We start from the raw sequence: 17,120 nt of genomic DNA, 5'->3' as shown, positions 1-17,120 counted from the left end.
AAGAACATGTCTGATGCGTTGAGCTACCGCCCGAAGGCGGGGGAGATCCCCACCGAACCCGGCGTCTACCGGTTCAGGGACCCCTCCGGCCGGGTGCTGTACGTAGGCAAGGCCAAGAACCTCCGTGCCCGGCTGAGCAACTACTTCGCCCCGCTGAGCAGCCTGCACGAACGCACCAGACGGATGGTGACCACCGCGACGAGCGTCGAGTGGACGACCGTGGGCACCGAGGTCGAGGCTCTGCAGCTGGAGTGGACCTGGATCAACGAGTTCGATCCGCCGTTCAACGTGCAGTTCAAGGACGACAAGTCCTACCCGTACCTGGCGGTGACCCTCGCTGACGAGGCACCGCGGGCCCTGGTGACCCGCACCACCGGCATCAAGGGGGCCAGGTACTTCGGCCCGTACCCGAAGGTGTGGGCGGTGCACGAGACCATCGACCTGATGCTCAAGGCGTTTCCCATTCGCACCTGCAACAACGCCAACTACAAACGAGCCATGCAGTCGGGCAAACCCTGTTTCGCGGGCCAGATCGGCCGCTGTTTCGGACCGTGCTCCGGCACCGTCGGCATCGAAGAACACCGCGCCATCGTCAACGAGTTCGTCAGCTTCATGGGCAGCCAGGACCGCAAACTCATCAACAGCCTCACCGCCGAGATGAAGGAAGCCGCCCTCAGCCAGGACTACGAGACCGCCGCCAGGCGCCGCGACCAGGTGAAGGCGCTCAATTCGGTGCTGGAGAAGAGCGCCGTGGTGCTGCGCGACAACGTTGACATCGACCTGTTCGGGATCGAGCAGGACGAACTCGCCGCGGCGGTCCAGCTGTTCATCGTGCGCGGCGGGCGCATCCGGGGTGTGCGCGGTTGGGTCGTCGACAAGGAACTCGACCTCAGCATGAGTGAACTGGTCGACTCGATCATGCAGACCGCGTACACCGGCGATGCCGTGCCGCCGCGGGAGATCGTGCTGCCAGAACTGCCAGACGACGCGGACGCCCTCGAGGGCTGGCTGGGCGAGATCGCGAAGCGCAAGGTGCGACTCGTCGCCGCGCAGCGCGGCGAGAAGGCCGCCCTGCTGACCACGGCGACCCAGAACGCCAAGCAGGCGTTGATGCTCTACAAGACCAGACGCAGCTCCGACTTCGTGGCCAGGTCCAAGGCCCTCGAGGACCTGCAGGAGGCGTTGGGGATGGACTCCGCGCCGCTGCGGATGGAATGCTACGACGTGTCCCACCTCGGCGGCACGAACATCGTCGCGTCGATGGTCGTGTTCGAGGACGGCCTGCCGCGCAAGGACGAATACCGCCGGTTCGGCGTGCCGGAGTCCACCGACGACACCGACTCGCTCTACCGGGTGCTCACCCGGCGGCTGGCCTACCTCCGCCCGGACGACGCCACCCCGGAGGCGCTGCCGACGGGCGGGGTGATCAGCGTGACCGAAGCGCCGGCCGCAGCTGCACCCGACCTCGACGCTGTCACCGTCGAAGCGGGCCCAGACGTCCCGATCGATACCGCGGACAGCACCGAGGTGGCGGCGAAGCGGAAGAAGTTCCGCTACCAGCCCAACCTGCTCATCGTCGACGGTGGCCAGCCCCAGGTCGCCGCCGCGGCCAGGGCGCTCCGCGAGTCCGGAGTCGAGGGCATCACCCTGTGCGGCATCGCGAAGCGGCTCGAAGAGATCTGGCTGCCGGATTCGGACTACCCGGTGATCCTGCCGCGCAACAGCGACGCCCTCTTCCTCATCCAACGCATCCGTGACGAGGCGCACCGTTTCGCCATCACCCACCAGCGGGCCAGACGCAAACGGGACATCAACACGATTCTCGGCGAAATCCCCGGTCTTGGCCCCGCCCGGATCAAGGTGTTGCTGCAGCACTTCGGCTCGGTGACTCGGTTGCGGGAGGCCTCGGTGGACTCGATCGCCGAGATCAGGGGCATCGGACCGGCCCTCGCCGAGGGCATTCACCGGCACCTGCGCGCCTGAACCGTTCCCCCGGTCGATAAGCTGGACATTCACTCGTTTCGACCGAAGGCATAATCCAGCATGAGCACCGAGACCGAGAAGCAGGAGATGCTCATCGTCACGGGCATGTCCGGCGCCGGGCGATCGACAGTGGCGAATGCCCTGGAGGACCTCGGCTGGTACGTTGTGGACAACCTGCCCCCGCAGATGCTCCGCCCCTTGGTCGAACTGGTCGGCCGGGCCGGAACCAGCCTGCCGAAGATCGCGGCCGTCGTCGACATCCGTGGCCGGGACTTCTTCGGCGACTTCCAGGAACTCGTTCAGGCCCTGCGCACCGGCACCCAGGTGCGGGTGATCTTCCTCGAAGCCCGCGACGACGTGCTCGTCCGCCGGTTCGAGGCCGTCCGGCGGCCGCACCCGCTGCAGGGTGAAGGCACGATCCTGGACGGCATCTCCGCCGAACGTACCCGACTGGCCGTGGTCCGCGAATCCTGCGACATCGTCATCGACACCTCCGATCTCAACATCCACCAACTGGCCACCACCATCACGGAACGCTTCGCCGCGGAGAACGCCGCCGGACTGCACCTCACCGTGATGAGCTTCGGCTTCAAGTACGGTCTGCCCACCGACGTCGACATGGTCGCCGATGCCAGGTTCCTGCCGAATCCGTTCTGGATCCCCGACCTTCGGCCCCACACCGGCCTCGACCCGGAGGTCAGCGACTACGTCCTCGGTCAGGAAGGCGCACGGGAGTTCATCGACGCCTACGCGGCCGCCGTCGGACCGGTGCTGGCCGGCTACCAGCGCGAGAACAAGCGCCATGCCACCATCGCCATCGGCTGCACGGGCGGCAAGCACCGCTCCGTGGCCATGGCCAGGGAACTGGCCAGACTGCTCCAAGAATTTCCCGGCGTTGCGGTGAGTCTCAAACACCGCGACCTCGGACGAGAATGACGACAGGTCTGCGTCACGAAGACGCCAGACCGTGAACAACAGAATGGATATGACGATTGGCACTCACCATCGACGTCAAAGATGAACTAGCTCGCGTCGAGGTCTCCAAGACCACGGTCCGCGCGGCCGAACTGGCGACGATCCTGCGTTTCTCCGGTGGCCTCCACATGATCTCCGGCCGGATTGCCATCGAGTCGGAGCTGGATACGCCGCTCCTGGCCCGGCGGGTACGCAAAGACCTCGCCGAACTGTACGGCGTGCGCAGCGACGTGACCGTGATCACGGCCTCCGGGCTGCGCCGCACCAACCACTACCTGGTGCGGGTCCTGGACGGCGGCGAAACCCTCGCCAGGCAGACCGGTCTGCTCGACGCCAGGCGCCGCCCGATTCGCGGCCTGCCCAACCGGCTGACCACGGGCTCCAAAGACGAGATCGCGGCCGTCTGGCGCGGCGCGTTCCTCGCCACCGGCACCCTCACCGACCCCGGCCGCTCTGCCGCACTCGAGGTCGTCTGCCCCGGCAACGAGGCAGCGATGGCCATCGTCGGCGCCGCGGGCCGTCTCGGAATCGTCGCGAAGGCCCGTGAGGTCCGCGGCGTTCACCGGGTGGTCATCCGCGACGGTGACGCCATCGGCGCCATGCTCGTGCAGATGGGTGCGGCAGAGACGGTGTTGAACTGGGAGGCGCTGCGGCAGCGTCGCGAGGTCAGGGCCACCGCCAACCGCCTGGTCAACTTCGACGACGCCAACCTGCGCCGCTCCGCGCAGGCGGCCGTGGCCGCGTGCGCCAGGGTCGACCGGGCCATGGAGATCCTCGGCGATGACATTCCCCAGCACCTCCGCTACGCGGGCGAGCTCAGACTCTCCTTCCGCGACTCCAGCCTCGATGAACTCGGCCACCACGCCGACCCGCCCATGACAAAGGATGCCGTCGCCGGACGCATCCGCCGCCTGCTGGCGATGGCCGACAAGAAGGCCGTCGACCTGGGCATCCCCGGCACGGACGCCAACCTGCCTGCCGACCTCGACGACGTCTGAGGCGCCCGCGCCGCCCAGGCGCCGAGCGGCTCAGGGGACCAACGTCCCCCCGTCACCTGAGTAGACTGAAATGGTCACTTACAGTGCAGATGGGCAGAGAAATCCTGCCGCTGCCACATAAATGAGGAGATACAAGCTATGGCCGAATACACCCTGCCTGAATTGGCTTACGACTACTCGGCGCTCGCGCCGAGCATCAGCGGCACCATCATGGAACTCCACCACAGCAAGCACCACCAGGCGTATGTGACCGGAGCGAACACCGCGCTCGCCCAGCTGGCCGAGGCCCGGGATTCCGGCAGCCTGGTGTACGTCAACAAACTCGAAAAGGACCTGGCTTTCAACCTCGGCGGCCACGTCAACCACTCGATCTTCTGGACCAACATGTCCCCGAACGGCGGCGACAAGCCGGTCGGTGAACTGGCCAGCGCCATCGACGACTTCTTCGGCTCCTTCGACAAGTTCCAGGCCCACTTCGCGGCCACCGCCATGGGCGTGCAGGGCTCTGGCTGGTCTGTTCTGGCCTGGGACTCCATCGGGCAGCGCCTGATCATCCAGCAGTTCTTCGACCAGCAGGCGAACTTCGCTGCCGGCACCGTGCCCATCCTGATGCTCGACGTCTGGGAGCACGCCTACTACCTCGACTACCAGAACGTGCGCGCCGACTACGTCACGGCCTTCTGGAACATCGTCGATTGGGAGAACGTCCAGGCGCGCTTCACGGCCGCCCGCGACAAGACCAGCGGTCTGCTGCTGCTCTCCTAGTCCCTTCGTCCTCAGTTCTTTTCCTTCCCACCACCCGGCGCCACACGCGTCATCAATAACAGGAGCTATTTTGTCTGTAAAGATCGGCATTAACGGATTTGGCCGCATTGGCCGCAACTACCTGCGCGCCGCACTGGCCCAGGGCAGCGACATCGAAATCGTCGCCGTCAACGACCTCACCGACACCAAGACCCTGGCGCACCTCCTCAAATACGACTCCATCACGGGCCGTCTGGACGCCACCGTCTCCGTCGAGGGTGACTCCATCCTCGTCAACGGCAAGCCGATTAAGGTTCTCGCCGAGCGCGACCCGGCCAACCTTCCCTGGGGCGCCCTGGGCGTTGACATCGTGATCGAGTCGACCGGCCGCTTCACCAAGGCCGACGATGCGCGTAAGCACATCGTTGCCGGTGCCAAGAAGGTCATCGTCTCCGCTCCCGCCACCGGCGACGTTGCGACCATCGTGATGGGCGTCAACGAGGAGACCTACGACTCCGCCAAGTTCGACATCATCTCGAACGCCTCCTGCACCACCAACTGCCTCGCACCGCTGGCCAAGGTCTTCAACGACAACTTCGGCATCAAGAGCGGCCTGATGACCACCATCCACGCGTACACGGCAGACCAGAACCTGCAGGACGGCCCGCACAGCGACCTGCGTCGCGCCCGCGCCGCCGCTGTCAACATCATCCCGACGTCCACCGGTGCCGCCAAGGCCCTGGGCATCGTCCTCCCGGAGCTCGCCGGCAAGCTTGACGGCTTCGCACTGCGCGTACCCGTTCCCACCGGTTCCATCACCGACCTGACCGTCGTCGCCGAGAAGCCGGTCACCGTCGAAGCCATCAAGGCCGCGTACAAGGCTGCAGCAGAGGGCCCCCTCAAGGGCATCCTGATGTACACCGAAGACGAGATCGTCTCCAGCGACATCGTGACCGACCCGCACTCCTCGATCTTCGACGCCGGCCTGCTGCGCGTCCTGGGCGACCAGGTCAAGCTGTCCTCCTGGTACGACAACGAGTGGGGCTACTCCAACCGCATGGTTGACCTCACCGAGTTCGTCGCCGAGCGTCTCTAACTAGGGGATACGCAGTGACGCTTCGCACTATCGAATCGCTGGGATCGCTCCGCGGCAAGCGCGTCATCGTTCGGTGTGATCTGAACGTTCCGTTGAAGGACGGTCAGATCACCGACGATGGCCGCGTGCGGGCGTCCCTGCCCACCCTCAAGGCTCTGGTCGAACAGGGCGCCCGTCTGGTGATCGTTTCTCACCTCGGGCGTCCTGACGGCCAGGTCAACCCCAAGTACAGCCTGGCGCCGGTAGCGGCCCGCCTGGCCGAGCTGATCGGCACTCCGGTGGCCTTCGCCGCCGACACCGTCGGCGAGGCCGCCCAGGCTGCCGTCGCCGCCCTCACCGATGGCGACATCGTCGTGCTGGAGAACCTGCGTTTCAACGCCGGCGAGACCAGCAAGGTCGAGGCCGAACGCGTGGCCTTCGCCACGGAACTGTCCGCCCTGGGCGATGCCCTGGTCTCCGACGGTTTCGGTGTTGTGCACCGCAAGCAGGCCAGCGTCTTCGACCTGGCCCAGATCCTGCCCAGCGCGGCCGGCCTGCTGATCGCAGCAGAACTCGACGTGCTGGACCGCCTGACCGAGAAGCCGGAGGCGCCGTACACGGTGATCCTCGGCGGCTCCAAGGTGTCGGACAAGCTCGGCGTCATCGGACACCTGCTCCCGCGGGTGAACTCGCTTCTGATCGGTGGCGGCATGCTGTTCACCTTCCTCGCGGCCCAGGGCCACAAGGTCGGCGCCAGCCTGCTCGAGGCCGACCAGATCGAGACCGTGCGCGGATACCTCACCGAGGCCGAACGTCTCGGCGTGAAAATCGTGTTGCCGACCGACGTGGTCGTCGCCTCGAAGTTCGGTGCCGACGCCGAATACGTCACCACACCGGCTGACCAGATCGAGGAGACCCCGTTCGGGGCCTCAGGACTCGGCCTGGACATCGGACCGGACACGGCCGCGGCCTTCGCCACGATCATCCGCGACTCGAAGACGGTCTTCTGGAACGGCCCGATGGGCGTTTTTGAACTGGCACCGTTCGCCGACGGCACCCGCACGGTTGCCGCAGCACTCACCGAGGTCAACGGGCTGAGCGTGGTCGGCGGGGGAGACTCCGCCGCCGCCGTGCGCATCCTCGGTTTCAACGATGACCAGTTCGGTCATATTTCTACCGGCGGTGGCGCCAGCCTCGAGTTCCTCGAGGGCAAGCGACTGCCAGGACTGGAGGTCCTCGGATGGCAGTAAACACGCGTGTCCCCCTGATCGCAGGAAACTGGAAGATGAACCTGGACCACCTCCAGGCCATCGCCTTCGTGCAGAAGCTGGCTTGGAGCCTCAAGGACGCAGACCACGACTTCAGCACCACAGAGGTCGCCGTCTTCCCGCCCTTCACCGACCTGCGCAGCGTGCAGACTCTGGTGGCAGCCGACAAGCTGCCCCTCGCCTACGGCGGACAGGACGTCTCCACCCAGGAGTCCGGCGCATACACCGGCGAGATCTCGGCCGCCTTCCTGGCCGCGCTCGAATGCCAGTACGTGTTGATCGGTCACTCCGAGCGTCGCACCCTGCACAACGAGACCGATGAGGTCGTCGCCGCCAAGGTGACGGCCGCTCTGGGTCACAACCTGGTTCCGATCATCTGTGTCGGCGAGACCGCCGCGGACCTGGAACTGCACGGCCCGAGTGCCGTGCCGGTCGCTCAGCTGAAGGCCGCACTGGCCGGAGTGGACGCCGCCGCGGACATCGTCGTGGCGTACGAGCCGGTCTGGGCCATCGGCTCCGGCAAGGCCGCCACGCCCGAACAGGCCGAACAGGTCGCGGCCCAGCTGCGCCTGACCCTGGCAGAGGTTCTCGGCCAGGATGTCGCCGACAAGACCCGCATCCTGTATGGCGGTTCGGTCAAGGGCGTGAACATCGGCGGCTTCATGAAGGAGCCCAACGTCGATGGCGCTCTCGTCGGTGGTGCCAGCCTGGACATTGCGGAGTTCTCCAGCATCATCCGCTTCCAGAAGCACGTCGGACTGTAGCGATCGCCCGCTGTGCCCCCTGCGGGGGGCACGGCGGGTTTCGTCTGCCGTCAGGCTATAATTGCCACTGGTCTTGGTGGAGCTCTAGCGTCCATCGTTTTGTGAAAGGTTTCGCGTGGAGATTCTCCAGGTTGTGTTGCAGGTCCTGCTCGGTATTACGAGCCTCCTGCTCACCATGCTCATTCTGTTACACAAGGGTCGCGGTGGTGGGCTGTCCGACATGTTCGGCGGCGGAGTCACCTCGAACCTCGGCGCCTCAGGCGTCGCCGAACGTAACCTCAACCGCATCACGATCATCCTGGCCGTACTGTGGATTTCCTGCATCATCGTGCTGGGCCTGATCACCAAATTCGATACCGGAGCCTGACGCGACGCCGGCTCGGCAGCCCCGTACCCCGCGGCTGGTGAACCCGGTACTGCATCACGCACCATAGCTCGCGACCCCGTCGCATCCGGTCTCCCACGGCGGGACCGGACCTGAGCGGAACATCCCGAACAAGCCGAACAGTTTTAGCGGAGGAACACAATGGCATCTGGTGGAAGCGCAATTCGCGGCTCGCGAGTCGGAGCGGGCCCCATGGGCGAGCAGGACCGCGGTTTTCACGCCGATCGGATCCGGGTGTCCTACTGGGACGCCCTCGGAAACGAGACCGTCAGGTACTTCGCGGCGAACCTGCCGGATGAAGAAATTCCCGACACGATCGACTGCCCGTCGTCGGGGCTGCCTGCCGGCCGCGACAAGGAGAATCCGCCGTCGGTGGTCAAGCTCGAGCCGTACAAGACGCACCTTGCTTACGTGAAGGAGCGTCGCACCGAGGAAGAGGCAGAGTCCCTCCTCGAAGAGGCCCTGCTTCAGCTGCGGGTTCGCCGCGGCAAGCTCAGCGCCACCAACTAGCAGCACCACAAAAGCGCATCGGTTCCGAGGAACCGATGCGCTTTTTGTGTGTCTGAACGACGCCTAGTTGGGCTGGGCGATCAGGTTCTCCGGCACCTCGGCGGCCGCCTCACCGTCGACGAAGAAGTCGGTGTAGTGGCGGCCACGGATGCCGGCGACCGGGACCTCATCGCGGCTGGCGCCGGCCAGGGCCAGGCCGAGGGCAGAGGCCTTGTCCGGCCCGGAGACGACCAGCCAGATGCGCTCGGAGGAGTTGATCACCCAGCGGGTGAGGCTGAGCCGTTCAGACGGCGGCTTGGGCGAATTCAGCACGGGAATGACGCTGAGGTCGTTCTCCCGGATTCCCTGCATGTGCGGGAACAGCGACGCGATGTGGCCATCCGGACCAACGCCGAGGAAGGTGATGTCGAACTGCGGCACCAGTGCGTCTGGGCCGGCCAAGGTCTGCAACTCGGCAGCGTACCGTTCGGCGGCGACATCGAGCTTCAGGCCCTCGTCAGACGCCGGGAAGGCGTGCACATTGGCGGCAGGAATGTCGATGTGATCGAGCAAGGCCGCCCTGGCCTGCACCTCATTGCGGTCGGCGTGTCCGCGCGGGACCCACCGTTCGTCGCCCCACCACACATCGATCTTGGACCAGTTCACGGTGTCGCGCTCCGGGGAGGCGTTGATCGCCTCCAGCACCCCGGTGCCGACGCTTCCGCCGGTCAGGATGACGTGCGCGTGGCCCTGCTCGTGCAGGATTTCGGTGATCTTGGTGATGAACCGTTCCGCGACGGAGGCGACCAGGGCCGCCTTGTCATCGTGGACGAGAACGCGCCTGTCGTGAGTCATGAGTGCTCTCCAGTGGGTGTGGCGGGACCCTCCAGTTGGGGGAGTCCCTGGGTGATGACCTGGCCGTACAGCTCGTCGGGATCGAGGCGACGGAGTTCGTCGCTGAGGCAATCCCGCAGGCTGCGGCGCTTGAGGGTGAGGTCTTGCACCGGCTGACCCGATTGGGTGAGCGTGGCGATGCCGGGAACCTCGCGTTCGAGGGAGATGACGCCGGAGGACCGGGTGAGATGCACGCCGTGGATGCCGTTCGCGTTCGCGCCAGAGGTCAGTTCGTAATGCACGGGGACCTGCAGCGCCAACTGCAGCCATGCGGCCAGCAGGGTCGTCGAGGGGGAGTCGAGCGCACCGGTGACGGACACCGCGGTGATGCTCTCGTACGGCGGCTGGTCCAGGACGGCCGCGAGCTGGGCACGCCACAGAGTGAGCCGGGTCCAGGCGAAGTCGGTGTCGCCGGGGCGGTACGAACTGCAGATCTGCGTGAGGGCGGCCTGCGGGTCGGCCTGCGCGGACGCGTCGGTGATCCGCCGGTACGCGATCCGGCCGAGCGGAGACTCGGCCGGCACCGCAGGGGCTTCACCCGGCCACCAGGCGACGACGGGAGCATCCGGCAGCAACAGGCCCGTGACCAGGCTCTCGGGGTCGCTCGCGGCGTCACCGTAGGCGCGGAGCACGATGACCTCGCTCGCTCCGGCGTCGCCGCCCACCCGGATCTCCGCGTCGACACGCGGTTCACAATCGGCCGCGTCGGCCTGGGTGGACAGCACGATGACTCGCATCGGGTGTTCACGGGAGGCATCGTTCGCGGCCCCGATGGCCTCCTCCTCCTGGCCGAGTTCCGCGGCGATGATGAGAGTGAGCACCCGGCCGAGGGCGACGGCGCCGCCCTCCTCCCTGATGCGCACGAGGGCCTTGGAAATCTTGGCTGTGGTGGTGTTGGGCAGATCGACGATCATGGTCGTCTCCAGTTCCGGCCGTCTCGTGACAGCAGTTCGTCGGCTGATGCGGGCCCCCAGGTTCCGGGTCGGTACTGTTCCGGCTGGCCCTGGGTGGTCCAGAACTCCTCGATCGGGTCGAGAATCTTCCAGGAGAGTTCAACCTCTTCATGGCGCGGGAAGAGCGGCGGGTCTCCGAGCAGAACGTCCAAGATCAAACGCTCGTACGCTTCCGGGCTGGCCTCGGTGAAGGCGTGGCCGTACCCGAAGTCCATGGTCACGTCCCGCACCTGCATGCCGACGCCCGGCACCTTGGAGCCGAACCGGATGGTGACACCCTCGTCGGGCTGCACCCTGATGACCAGGGCGTTCTCACCGAGCGCGGCCGTCTGGCTCTTCTCGAAGAGGTACTGCGGTGCCCGCTTGAAAACCACGGCGATCTCGGTCACCCGGCGGCCCAGGCGCTTGCCTGCTCGCAGGTAGAACGGCACACCGGACCAGCGTCGGGTGTCGATTTCCAGGCGCAGTGCCGCGTACGTCTCCGTGAGAGACTCCGGGTTCATGCCGTCTTCCTCGAGGAAGCCGAGGATCTTCTCGCCGCCCTGCCAGCCGCCGGCGTACTGCCCGCGCGCCGTGCCCGTTGCCAGGTCGTCGGGGAGCCGTACCGACGCCAGGACCTTTTCCTTCTCCGTGCGCAGGTCCGCCGCGTCGAAGGAAATGGGTTCCTCCATCGCGGTGAGCGCCAACAACTGAAGCAGGTGGTTCTGGATGACGTCGCGTGCGGCACCGATGCCGTCGTAGTAACCGGCCCGCCCGCCCACGCCGATGTCCTCGGCCATGGTGATCTGCACGTGGTCGACGTAGTTCGCGTTCCAGATCGGTTCGTAGAGCTGGTTCGCGAAGCGCAGCGCGAGGATGTTCTGCACCGTCTCCTTACCCAGGTAGTGGTCGATACGGAACACCGAATCGGCCGGGAAGACGGACTCGACGACGTCGTTCAACTCACGAGCGGTTTTGAGATCGCTGCCGAACGGCTTCTCGATGACGACGCGTCGCCACTGGCCGTCCTTCTGCTCGGCCAGGCCGGACCGGCGCAACTGCTCGGTCACCTGGGGGAACGCCTTCGGCGGGATCGACAGGTAGAACGCATGGTTGCCCATGGTGCCCCGCTCCCGGTCGAGCTCCTCAATGGTCTCCTTGAGGAGTTCGAAGGCGGCGTCGTCGTCGAACGTGCCCGGTACGAACCGGATGCCTTCGGCGAGCTGGGCCCACACATCCTCGTGGAACTCGGTGCGCGCGTACTCCTTGACGGAGTCGTGCACCACCTGCATGAAGTCCTGGTTGTCCCAGTCTCTGCGGGCGAACCCGACCAGGGCGAACCCGGGCGGTAACAGGCCCCGGTTGGCGAGGTCGTAGACGGCGGGCATGAGTTTCTTCCGCGACAGGTCTCCGGTCACGCCGAAGATGACGAGGCTAGACGGCCCCGCAATCCGATTGAGGCGATAGTCGGAGGGGGAACGTAACGGATTGAACTCCGGGGTGATTTCCACCGGGGACATGCAACTCCTTAGAGGGTGAAAGCGAAACGACGCAGAAGGCTTGACTTATCGGACTGCGGCGAACAGGGTGTCGAGGTTCGCAGCCGGGTCGGTCAGGGTGAGGGTGAGGACCGGGCGACCGGCTTCGGCGAGAACGCTGGCGTCACCGTTGGCCTGGGCCTGGATGAGCTCACCGAACGTGAATGGACGGCCGGGGATCGCCAGGTCTTCGGCGGGAGTGCTGAGGATCTGCAGGAACACGCCTGTCGGCGTGCCACCCTTGTGGAACTGGCCGGTCGAGTGCAGGAACCTGGGCCCCCACCCGAAGGTGACCGGACGCTTGGCCAGCGTCGCGATGAGACCGCGCAGCTCCGACAACTGCGGGACCGCAAGCCGGTCGGCGTAGGCCTGCACGGCAACGTACCCGTCGGGCCCGAGCTCCTCCAGCAGCGCGTCCACGGCGCTGGCCAGGTCGCTGGCGGCACCGATGACGTGCGGCGTGCCACGCACCTCGATGCCGTCGGAGATGAACGCGGCCGGTTCGGGTTCCGGGCGGGACTCCAACAGGCCGCGGGTCGCGATCTTGGCTGACTCGACGTCGGGCTGGTCGAACGGGTTGATCCCGAGCAGCCGGCCGGCGATGACGGTGGCGTACTCCCACACCAGGAACTGGGCACCGAGGGTTCCACTGACGCGGATCTCATCAGCACCGTCGTGATCGACGAACACCTCGCCGCCGGCATCCGCAACGACCCGCACGACCTGAACGTCGGGCAGCATCGCGGCGAGCTCCGGTGCAGCAGGGTCGAGCACGACGGGCAGGATGCCGGTCCCGCTTTTGCCCGTGGATTCGGCGATGAGTTGTTCGGCCCAGTCGGCGAAACCACTGATGTGGGTGCCGTCTGCGACGATTGCCAGCTTGTCCCGGCGCGGACTGGTCGCCGCGATCGCGGCGCCCAGGATCAGCCCGGGGTTATCCGCTGAGTCGACCGCCAACGCCAGCGAGACCGCGTCGGCCTCGTCGAGGAGCTGGCCGATGTCAACGCCGGCCAGGCCGGACGGCACCAGCCCGAATGCGGTGAGCGCCGAGAACCGGCCGCCGACGGTGGGGTCGGCGGTGAAGACCCGGTAGCCGGCTTCGGCCGCCGACGCTTCCAGCGGGGAGCCGGGGTCGGTGACGACGATGATGCGCTCAGCGGGGTCGATACCGATGTCGCGGAACGCCCGTTCGAAAACCCGGAGCTGACTGTCGGTCTCGACGGTGCCGCCGGACTTGGACGACACCACCAGGGCCGTGCTCTCCAACCGGTCGGTGAGTGCGGAGAGCACCTGGCCGGGGTCGGTCGCGTCGAGCACGGTCAGGGGCACACCGCTGGTGCGGGTGATGACCTCGGGCGCGAGCGACGATCCGCCCATGCCCGCCAGGGTGATCTGGGTGACACCCCGGGCGGTCAGTTCCTCGCGCAGGGCGAGGATCTCGGCGACGAGCGGGCGCGACGTGACGACGGACTCGGTCCACCCGAGTCGCTTGCCGGCCTCGGCTTCAGCCTCCGGGCCCCACAGTGCGGGGTCCAGTGACGTGATACCGGAGGCGACAAGCTCGGTCACGAGAGCCGGCACCGCGGCGCGGGCGGCCGTAGCGGCCGCTCCGCTCACCGAGATGTGAAAACTCACTTGGCCGCTTCGAGCGCCGCCGTGACGGTGTCCAGCAGTTCGTTCCAGGAGATGATGAACTTCGAGACGCCCTCTTCCTCGAGCAGACGGGTGACGTCGTCGTAGGAGACACCCTGCGCGGCGATCGCGTCGAGCACGGCGTTGGCCTCGTCGTACGCGCTGGTGACGGCGCCGGCGACGATGACACCGTGGTCGAATGTGGCCTCGAGGGTCTTCTCCGGCATCGTGTTGACAACCTCGGGGGCGACCAGTTCGGTCACGTAGAGGGTGTCGGGCAGGTCGGCCGACTTCACGCCGGTGGATGCCCAGAGCGGGCGCTGCTTGTTGGCACCCGCGGCCAGGAGCCCGGCGGCGCGCTCGGACGCGAAGGACTGCTCGAAGACCTGGTAGGCGAGCTGTGCGTTGGCGACGCCGGCCTTGCTCTGCAGGGCGAGTGCCTCATCGGTGCCGACCGCGGCGAGGCGCTTGTCGATTTCAGTGTCGACCCGCGACACGAAGAACGAGGCGACCGAGTGGATCGTGGACAGGTCGATACCGGCAGCCTTGGCCTTCTCGAGACCGCTGAGGTAGGCGTTGATGACCGCGCGGTAGCGTTCCAGGCTGAAGATCAGGGTGACGTTGACGCTGATGCCGAGTGCGATGGTCTCCGTGATCGCTTCGAGGCCCTCGATGGTCGCGGGGATCTTGATCATCGCGTTGGGACGGTTGACCTTCTTCCACAGCTGCTGCGCTTCGGCGAGGGTCTTCTCGGCGTCGTGGGCGGCGGCGGGCTCGACCTCGATCGACACCCGGCCGTCGAAGCCGTTGGTGGCGTCGTAGATCGGGCGGAAGATGTCGCAGGCAGCCGCGACGTCGTCGGTGGTGATCTCGAAGACGGCGTCGGTGACGTTGGTGCCGGCCGCGGCCAAGGTGGCCACCTGGGCGTCGTATGCCTCGCCCTTGGCCAGCGCTGCGGCGAAGATCGTCGGGTTGGTGGTGATGCCGACGACGTTCTTCTCTGCGATGAGCTTCTGCAGTCCGCCGGACTGGATGCGCTCACGCGACAGGTCGTCGAGCCAGATGCTGACGCCGGCGGCGGAGAGTGCGGCGGTGGGGGTGTTTTCAGTCATGAAAGTCATATCTCCTTGAGTGCTGCTCTTCGGGGTGTCGCGCTCAGAGCGCGGCGAGGGATTCTTTGGCGGCGGCGACGACGGCTTCGGTGGTGATACCGAATTCGCGGAACAGGGTCTTGTAGTCGGCCGACGCACCGAAGTGCTCGATCGACACGCTGCGGCCGCGGTCGCCGACGTACTTGGTCCAGGTCAACGCGATTCCGGCCTCAACCGATACCCGGGCGGTGATCGCCTTGGGCAGAACCGACTCGCGGTACTCCGCCGGCTGCTCCTCGAACCACTCCAGGCTCGGCACGGAGACGACGCGAGCGTTCACGCCGTCCGCCTTGAGCGCCTCGCGGGCGTTGACGGCCAGCTGAACCTCGGAGCCGGTGGCGATGAGGATCACATCGGGCGTGCCGCCCGGGGCCTCGGCCAGGACGTAGGCGCCCTTGGCGACGTTCTTCGCCGACGCGAAGGTCTCACCGGAGGCGTCGCCGTCGCCACGCTCGAACACCGGGATGTTCTGACGGGTCAGGACGATACCGGCCGGGCCGTTGCGGCGTTCGAGGATGGTCTTCCAGGCCCAGGAGACCTCGTTGGCGTCGCCGGGGCGCACCACGTCGAGTCCGGGAATGGCGCGCAGGGTGGCGAGCTGTTCGATCGGCTGGTGGGTGGGACCGTCTTCACCGAGCGCGACGGAGTCGTGGGTCCAGACGAAGATCGACGGGGCCTTCATCAACGCGGCCAGACGCACGGCGGGGCGCATGTAGTCGCTGAAGATCAGGAACGTGCCGCCGAAGGGGCGGGTGTTGCCGTGCAGGACGATGCCGTTGAGGATCGCGGCCATGGCGTGCTCACGGATACCGAAGTGCAGGACGCGGCCGTACGAGTTTCCGGTCCATTCCCCGGTGGAGTGCTCGCTCGGGATGAACGAGGCGGCCCCGCCGATGGTGGTGTTGTTCGACTCGGCCAGGTCGGCTGAGCCACCCCACAGTTCCGGGATGACGCCGCCGAGGGCGGTGAGGACCTTGCCGGAGGAGGCCCGGGTGGAGACCTCGGTGCCGGCGGGGAAGACCGGCAGGGCCTCGTCGACGCCGTCGGGCAGGTCGCCGGAGAGGATCCGGTCGAGCAGGATCTTGCGCTCGGGGTTGGCCGCGGCCCAGGCGTCGAAGCGCACGTTCCACTCCGCGTGCTGCTCGGCGCCACGGTCCAGGGCCTGGCGGGTGTGAGCGATGACCTCGTCGGAGACCTCGAACGTCTTCTCGGGGTCGAAGCCGAGGATTTCCTTCACGCCGGCGAGTTCCTCTGCGCCGAGGGCGGAACCGTGGATCTTTCCGGTGTTCTGCTTCTTGGGGCTCGGCCACCCGATGATGGTCTTGAGGATGATCAGCGACGGCTTGTCGGTGACGGCCTTGGCCGCCTCGATCGCGTCGTTGAGCGCGGCGACGTCCTCGACGTACTCACCGGTCTTCTTCCAGTCGACGGTCTGCACGTGCCAGTTGTAGGCGTCGTAGCGGGCCGCGACATCCTCGGTGAAGGCGATGTTGGTGTCGTCCTCGATCGAGATCTGGTTGGAGTCGTAGATCGCGATCAGGTTGCCGAGCTGCTGATGGCCGGCCAGCGAGGACGCCTCGGAGGTGATGCCCTCCTGGAGGTCGCCGTCACCGGCGATGACGTAGACGAACTGGTCGAAGACGCTGGTGCCGGTTTCGGCCTCCGGGTCGAACAGACCGCGCTCGAAGCGGGAGGCGTACGCGAAGCCGACGGCGGAGGCGAGGCCCTGGCCGAGGGGACCCGTGGTGATCTCGACACCGTCGGTGTGGCCGTACTCGGGGTGGCCGGGGGTCTTGGAGCCCCAAGTGCGCAGCGCCTTGAGGTCGTCCAGTTCGAGGCCGTAGCCGCCGAGGTAGAGCTGTACGTACTGGGTGAGGGAGCTGTGGCCGACCGAGAGGATGAACCGGTCACGGCCGATCCACTCGTTGTCAGCGGGATCGCGTCGCATGACCTTCTGGAACAGCAGGTAGGCGGCCGGAGCGAGGCTCATGGCGGTACCCGGGTGGCCGTTCCCGACCTTTTCCACGGCGTCTGCCGCCAGGATGCGAGCGGTGTCGACCGCTTTGTTGTCGATGGAATCCCACTGCAATGCTGCCACGTGAACTGACCCTTCTGAATCCGTCAAAGGCGGCACGCTTATCCCGCGCCGCTGGAGAGTAATTGCCCGCCGACGTCGTTATCGGCATCGAGGTGCGCAGGAGGAGGCCCGTATCAGGTGGCTCACGGATGCATGCACCTTAGATTGGCGAGCAATTCCAGTATACGGACCCCGGCTTGGCGACGTTGTTTCGT

15 protein-coding genes are annotated in these 17,120 nt (G+C 66.5%); 9 read left to right on the top strand and 6 right to left on the bottom strand.

Going from position 1 to position 17,120, the window contains the following annotated elements:
• The first annotated feature begins 6 nt into the window (after positions 1-6).
• The 9 genes from uvrC (at position 7) to K2F54_RS00225 (ending at position 8,702) form a co-directional block, all read left to right on the top strand.
• Positions 7-1,983: an excinuclease ABC subunit UvrC gene (gene uvrC / locus K2F54_RS00265; protein WP_220603854.1), complete on the top strand. Its 1,977-nt coding sequence runs from the start codon at positions 7-9 to the stop codon at positions 1,981-1,983.
• 60 nt (positions 1,984-2,043) lie between these two features.
• Positions 2,044-2,919, top strand: a complete 876-nt coding sequence (gene rapZ / locus K2F54_RS00260) for an RNase adapter RapZ (RefSeq protein WP_220603853.1) — start codon at positions 2,044-2,046, stop codon at positions 2,917-2,919.
• 56 nt (positions 2,920-2,975) lie between these two features.
• Positions 2,976-3,956 carry a DNA-binding protein WhiA gene (whiA, locus tag K2F54_RS00255; protein ID WP_220603852.1) on the top strand — a complete coding sequence of 327 codons (981 nt, stop codon included), beginning with the start codon at positions 2,976-2,978 and terminating at the stop codon, positions 3,954-3,956.
• 138 nt (positions 3,957-4,094) lie between these two features.
• Entirely contained in the window at positions 4,095-4,721 is a 627-nt protein-coding gene (locus K2F54_RS00250; RefSeq protein ID WP_220603851.1) for a superoxide dismutase, read from the top strand.
• Positions 4,722-4,791: 70 nt separating this feature from the next.
• Positions 4,792-5,796, top strand: coding sequence for a type I glyceraldehyde-3-phosphate dehydrogenase (gene gap, locus K2F54_RS00245; protein WP_220603850.1), 1,005 nt, complete (start codon positions 4,792-4,794; stop codon positions 5,794-5,796).
• Positions 5,797-5,810: 14 nt separating this feature from the next.
• Positions 5,811-7,025: a phosphoglycerate kinase gene (locus K2F54_RS00240; RefSeq protein WP_220603849.1), complete on the top strand. Its 1,215-nt coding sequence runs from the start codon at positions 5,811-5,813 to the stop codon at positions 7,023-7,025.
• Positions 7,016-7,807 carry a triose-phosphate isomerase gene (tpiA, locus tag K2F54_RS00235; protein WP_220603848.1) on the top strand — a complete coding sequence of 264 codons (792 nt, stop codon included), beginning with the start codon at positions 7,016-7,018 and terminating at the stop codon, positions 7,805-7,807. The genes K2F54_RS00240 and tpiA overlap by 10 nt, the downstream gene beginning before the upstream one ends.
• A 115-nt stretch (positions 7,808-7,922) precedes the next feature.
• The gene (gene secG, locus K2F54_RS00230) at positions 7,923-8,174 is read left to right on the top strand and encodes a preprotein translocase subunit SecG (RefSeq protein WP_220603847.1); all 252 of its coding nucleotides are present in this window, start codon (positions 7,923-7,925) and stop codon (positions 8,172-8,174) included.
• A gap of 159 nt (positions 8,175-8,333) precedes the next feature.
• Complete coding sequence (locus tag K2F54_RS00225; RefSeq protein ID WP_220603846.1) at positions 8,334-8,702, top strand: RNA polymerase-binding protein RbpA; 369 nt, start codon at positions 8,334-8,336, stop codon at positions 8,700-8,702.
• A gap of 63 nt (positions 8,703-8,765) precedes the next feature.
• On the opposite strand, the gene pgl is transcribed toward K2F54_RS00225, so the two are convergent.
• Genes pgl through tkt form a run of 6 tightly spaced genes read right to left on the bottom strand, consistent with a single transcriptional unit; the run spans position 8,766 to position 16,926 of the window.
• Positions 8,766-9,536, bottom strand: a complete 771-nt coding sequence (gene pgl / locus K2F54_RS00220) for a 6-phosphogluconolactonase (RefSeq protein ID WP_220603845.1) — start codon at positions 9,534-9,536, stop codon at positions 8,766-8,768.
• On the bottom strand, positions 9,533-10,489 hold the full coding sequence (locus tag K2F54_RS00215; protein ID WP_220603844.1) for a glucose-6-phosphate dehydrogenase assembly protein OpcA: 957 nt from the start codon (positions 10,487-10,489) through the stop codon (positions 9,533-9,535). Before K2F54_RS00215 ends, pgl begins: the two co-directional genes overlap by 4 nt.
• A complete protein-coding gene (zwf, locus tag K2F54_RS00210; RefSeq protein WP_220603843.1) occupies positions 10,486-12,027 on the bottom strand; it encodes a glucose-6-phosphate dehydrogenase in 1,542 nt (513 codons plus the stop codon). Before zwf ends, K2F54_RS00215 begins: the two co-directional genes overlap by 4 nt.
• Before the next feature lie 45 nt (positions 12,028-12,072).
• Entirely contained in the window at positions 12,073-13,680 is a 1,608-nt protein-coding gene (locus K2F54_RS00205; protein ID WP_220603842.1) for a glucose-6-phosphate isomerase, read from the bottom strand.
• Positions 13,677-14,789, bottom strand: a complete 1,113-nt coding sequence (tal, locus tag K2F54_RS00200) for a transaldolase (protein ID WP_220603841.1) — start codon at positions 14,787-14,789, stop codon at positions 13,677-13,679. Before tal ends, K2F54_RS00205 begins: the two co-directional genes overlap by 4 nt.
• A 43-nt stretch (positions 14,790-14,832) precedes the next feature.
• Entirely contained in the window at positions 14,833-16,926 is a 2,094-nt protein-coding gene (tkt, locus tag K2F54_RS00195) for a transketolase (protein ID WP_220603840.1), read from the bottom strand.
• Positions 16,927-17,120: the final 194 nt, after the last annotated feature.

This window comes from Cryobacterium inferilacus (genome assembly GCF_019599185.1).
Lineage (GTDB): Bacteria > Actinomycetota > Actinomycetes > Actinomycetales > Microbacteriaceae > Cryobacterium > Cryobacterium inferilacus.
The sequence above is the reverse complement of the archived record's forward strand: the minus strand, read 5'-3'. Positions and strand labels throughout refer to the sequence as shown.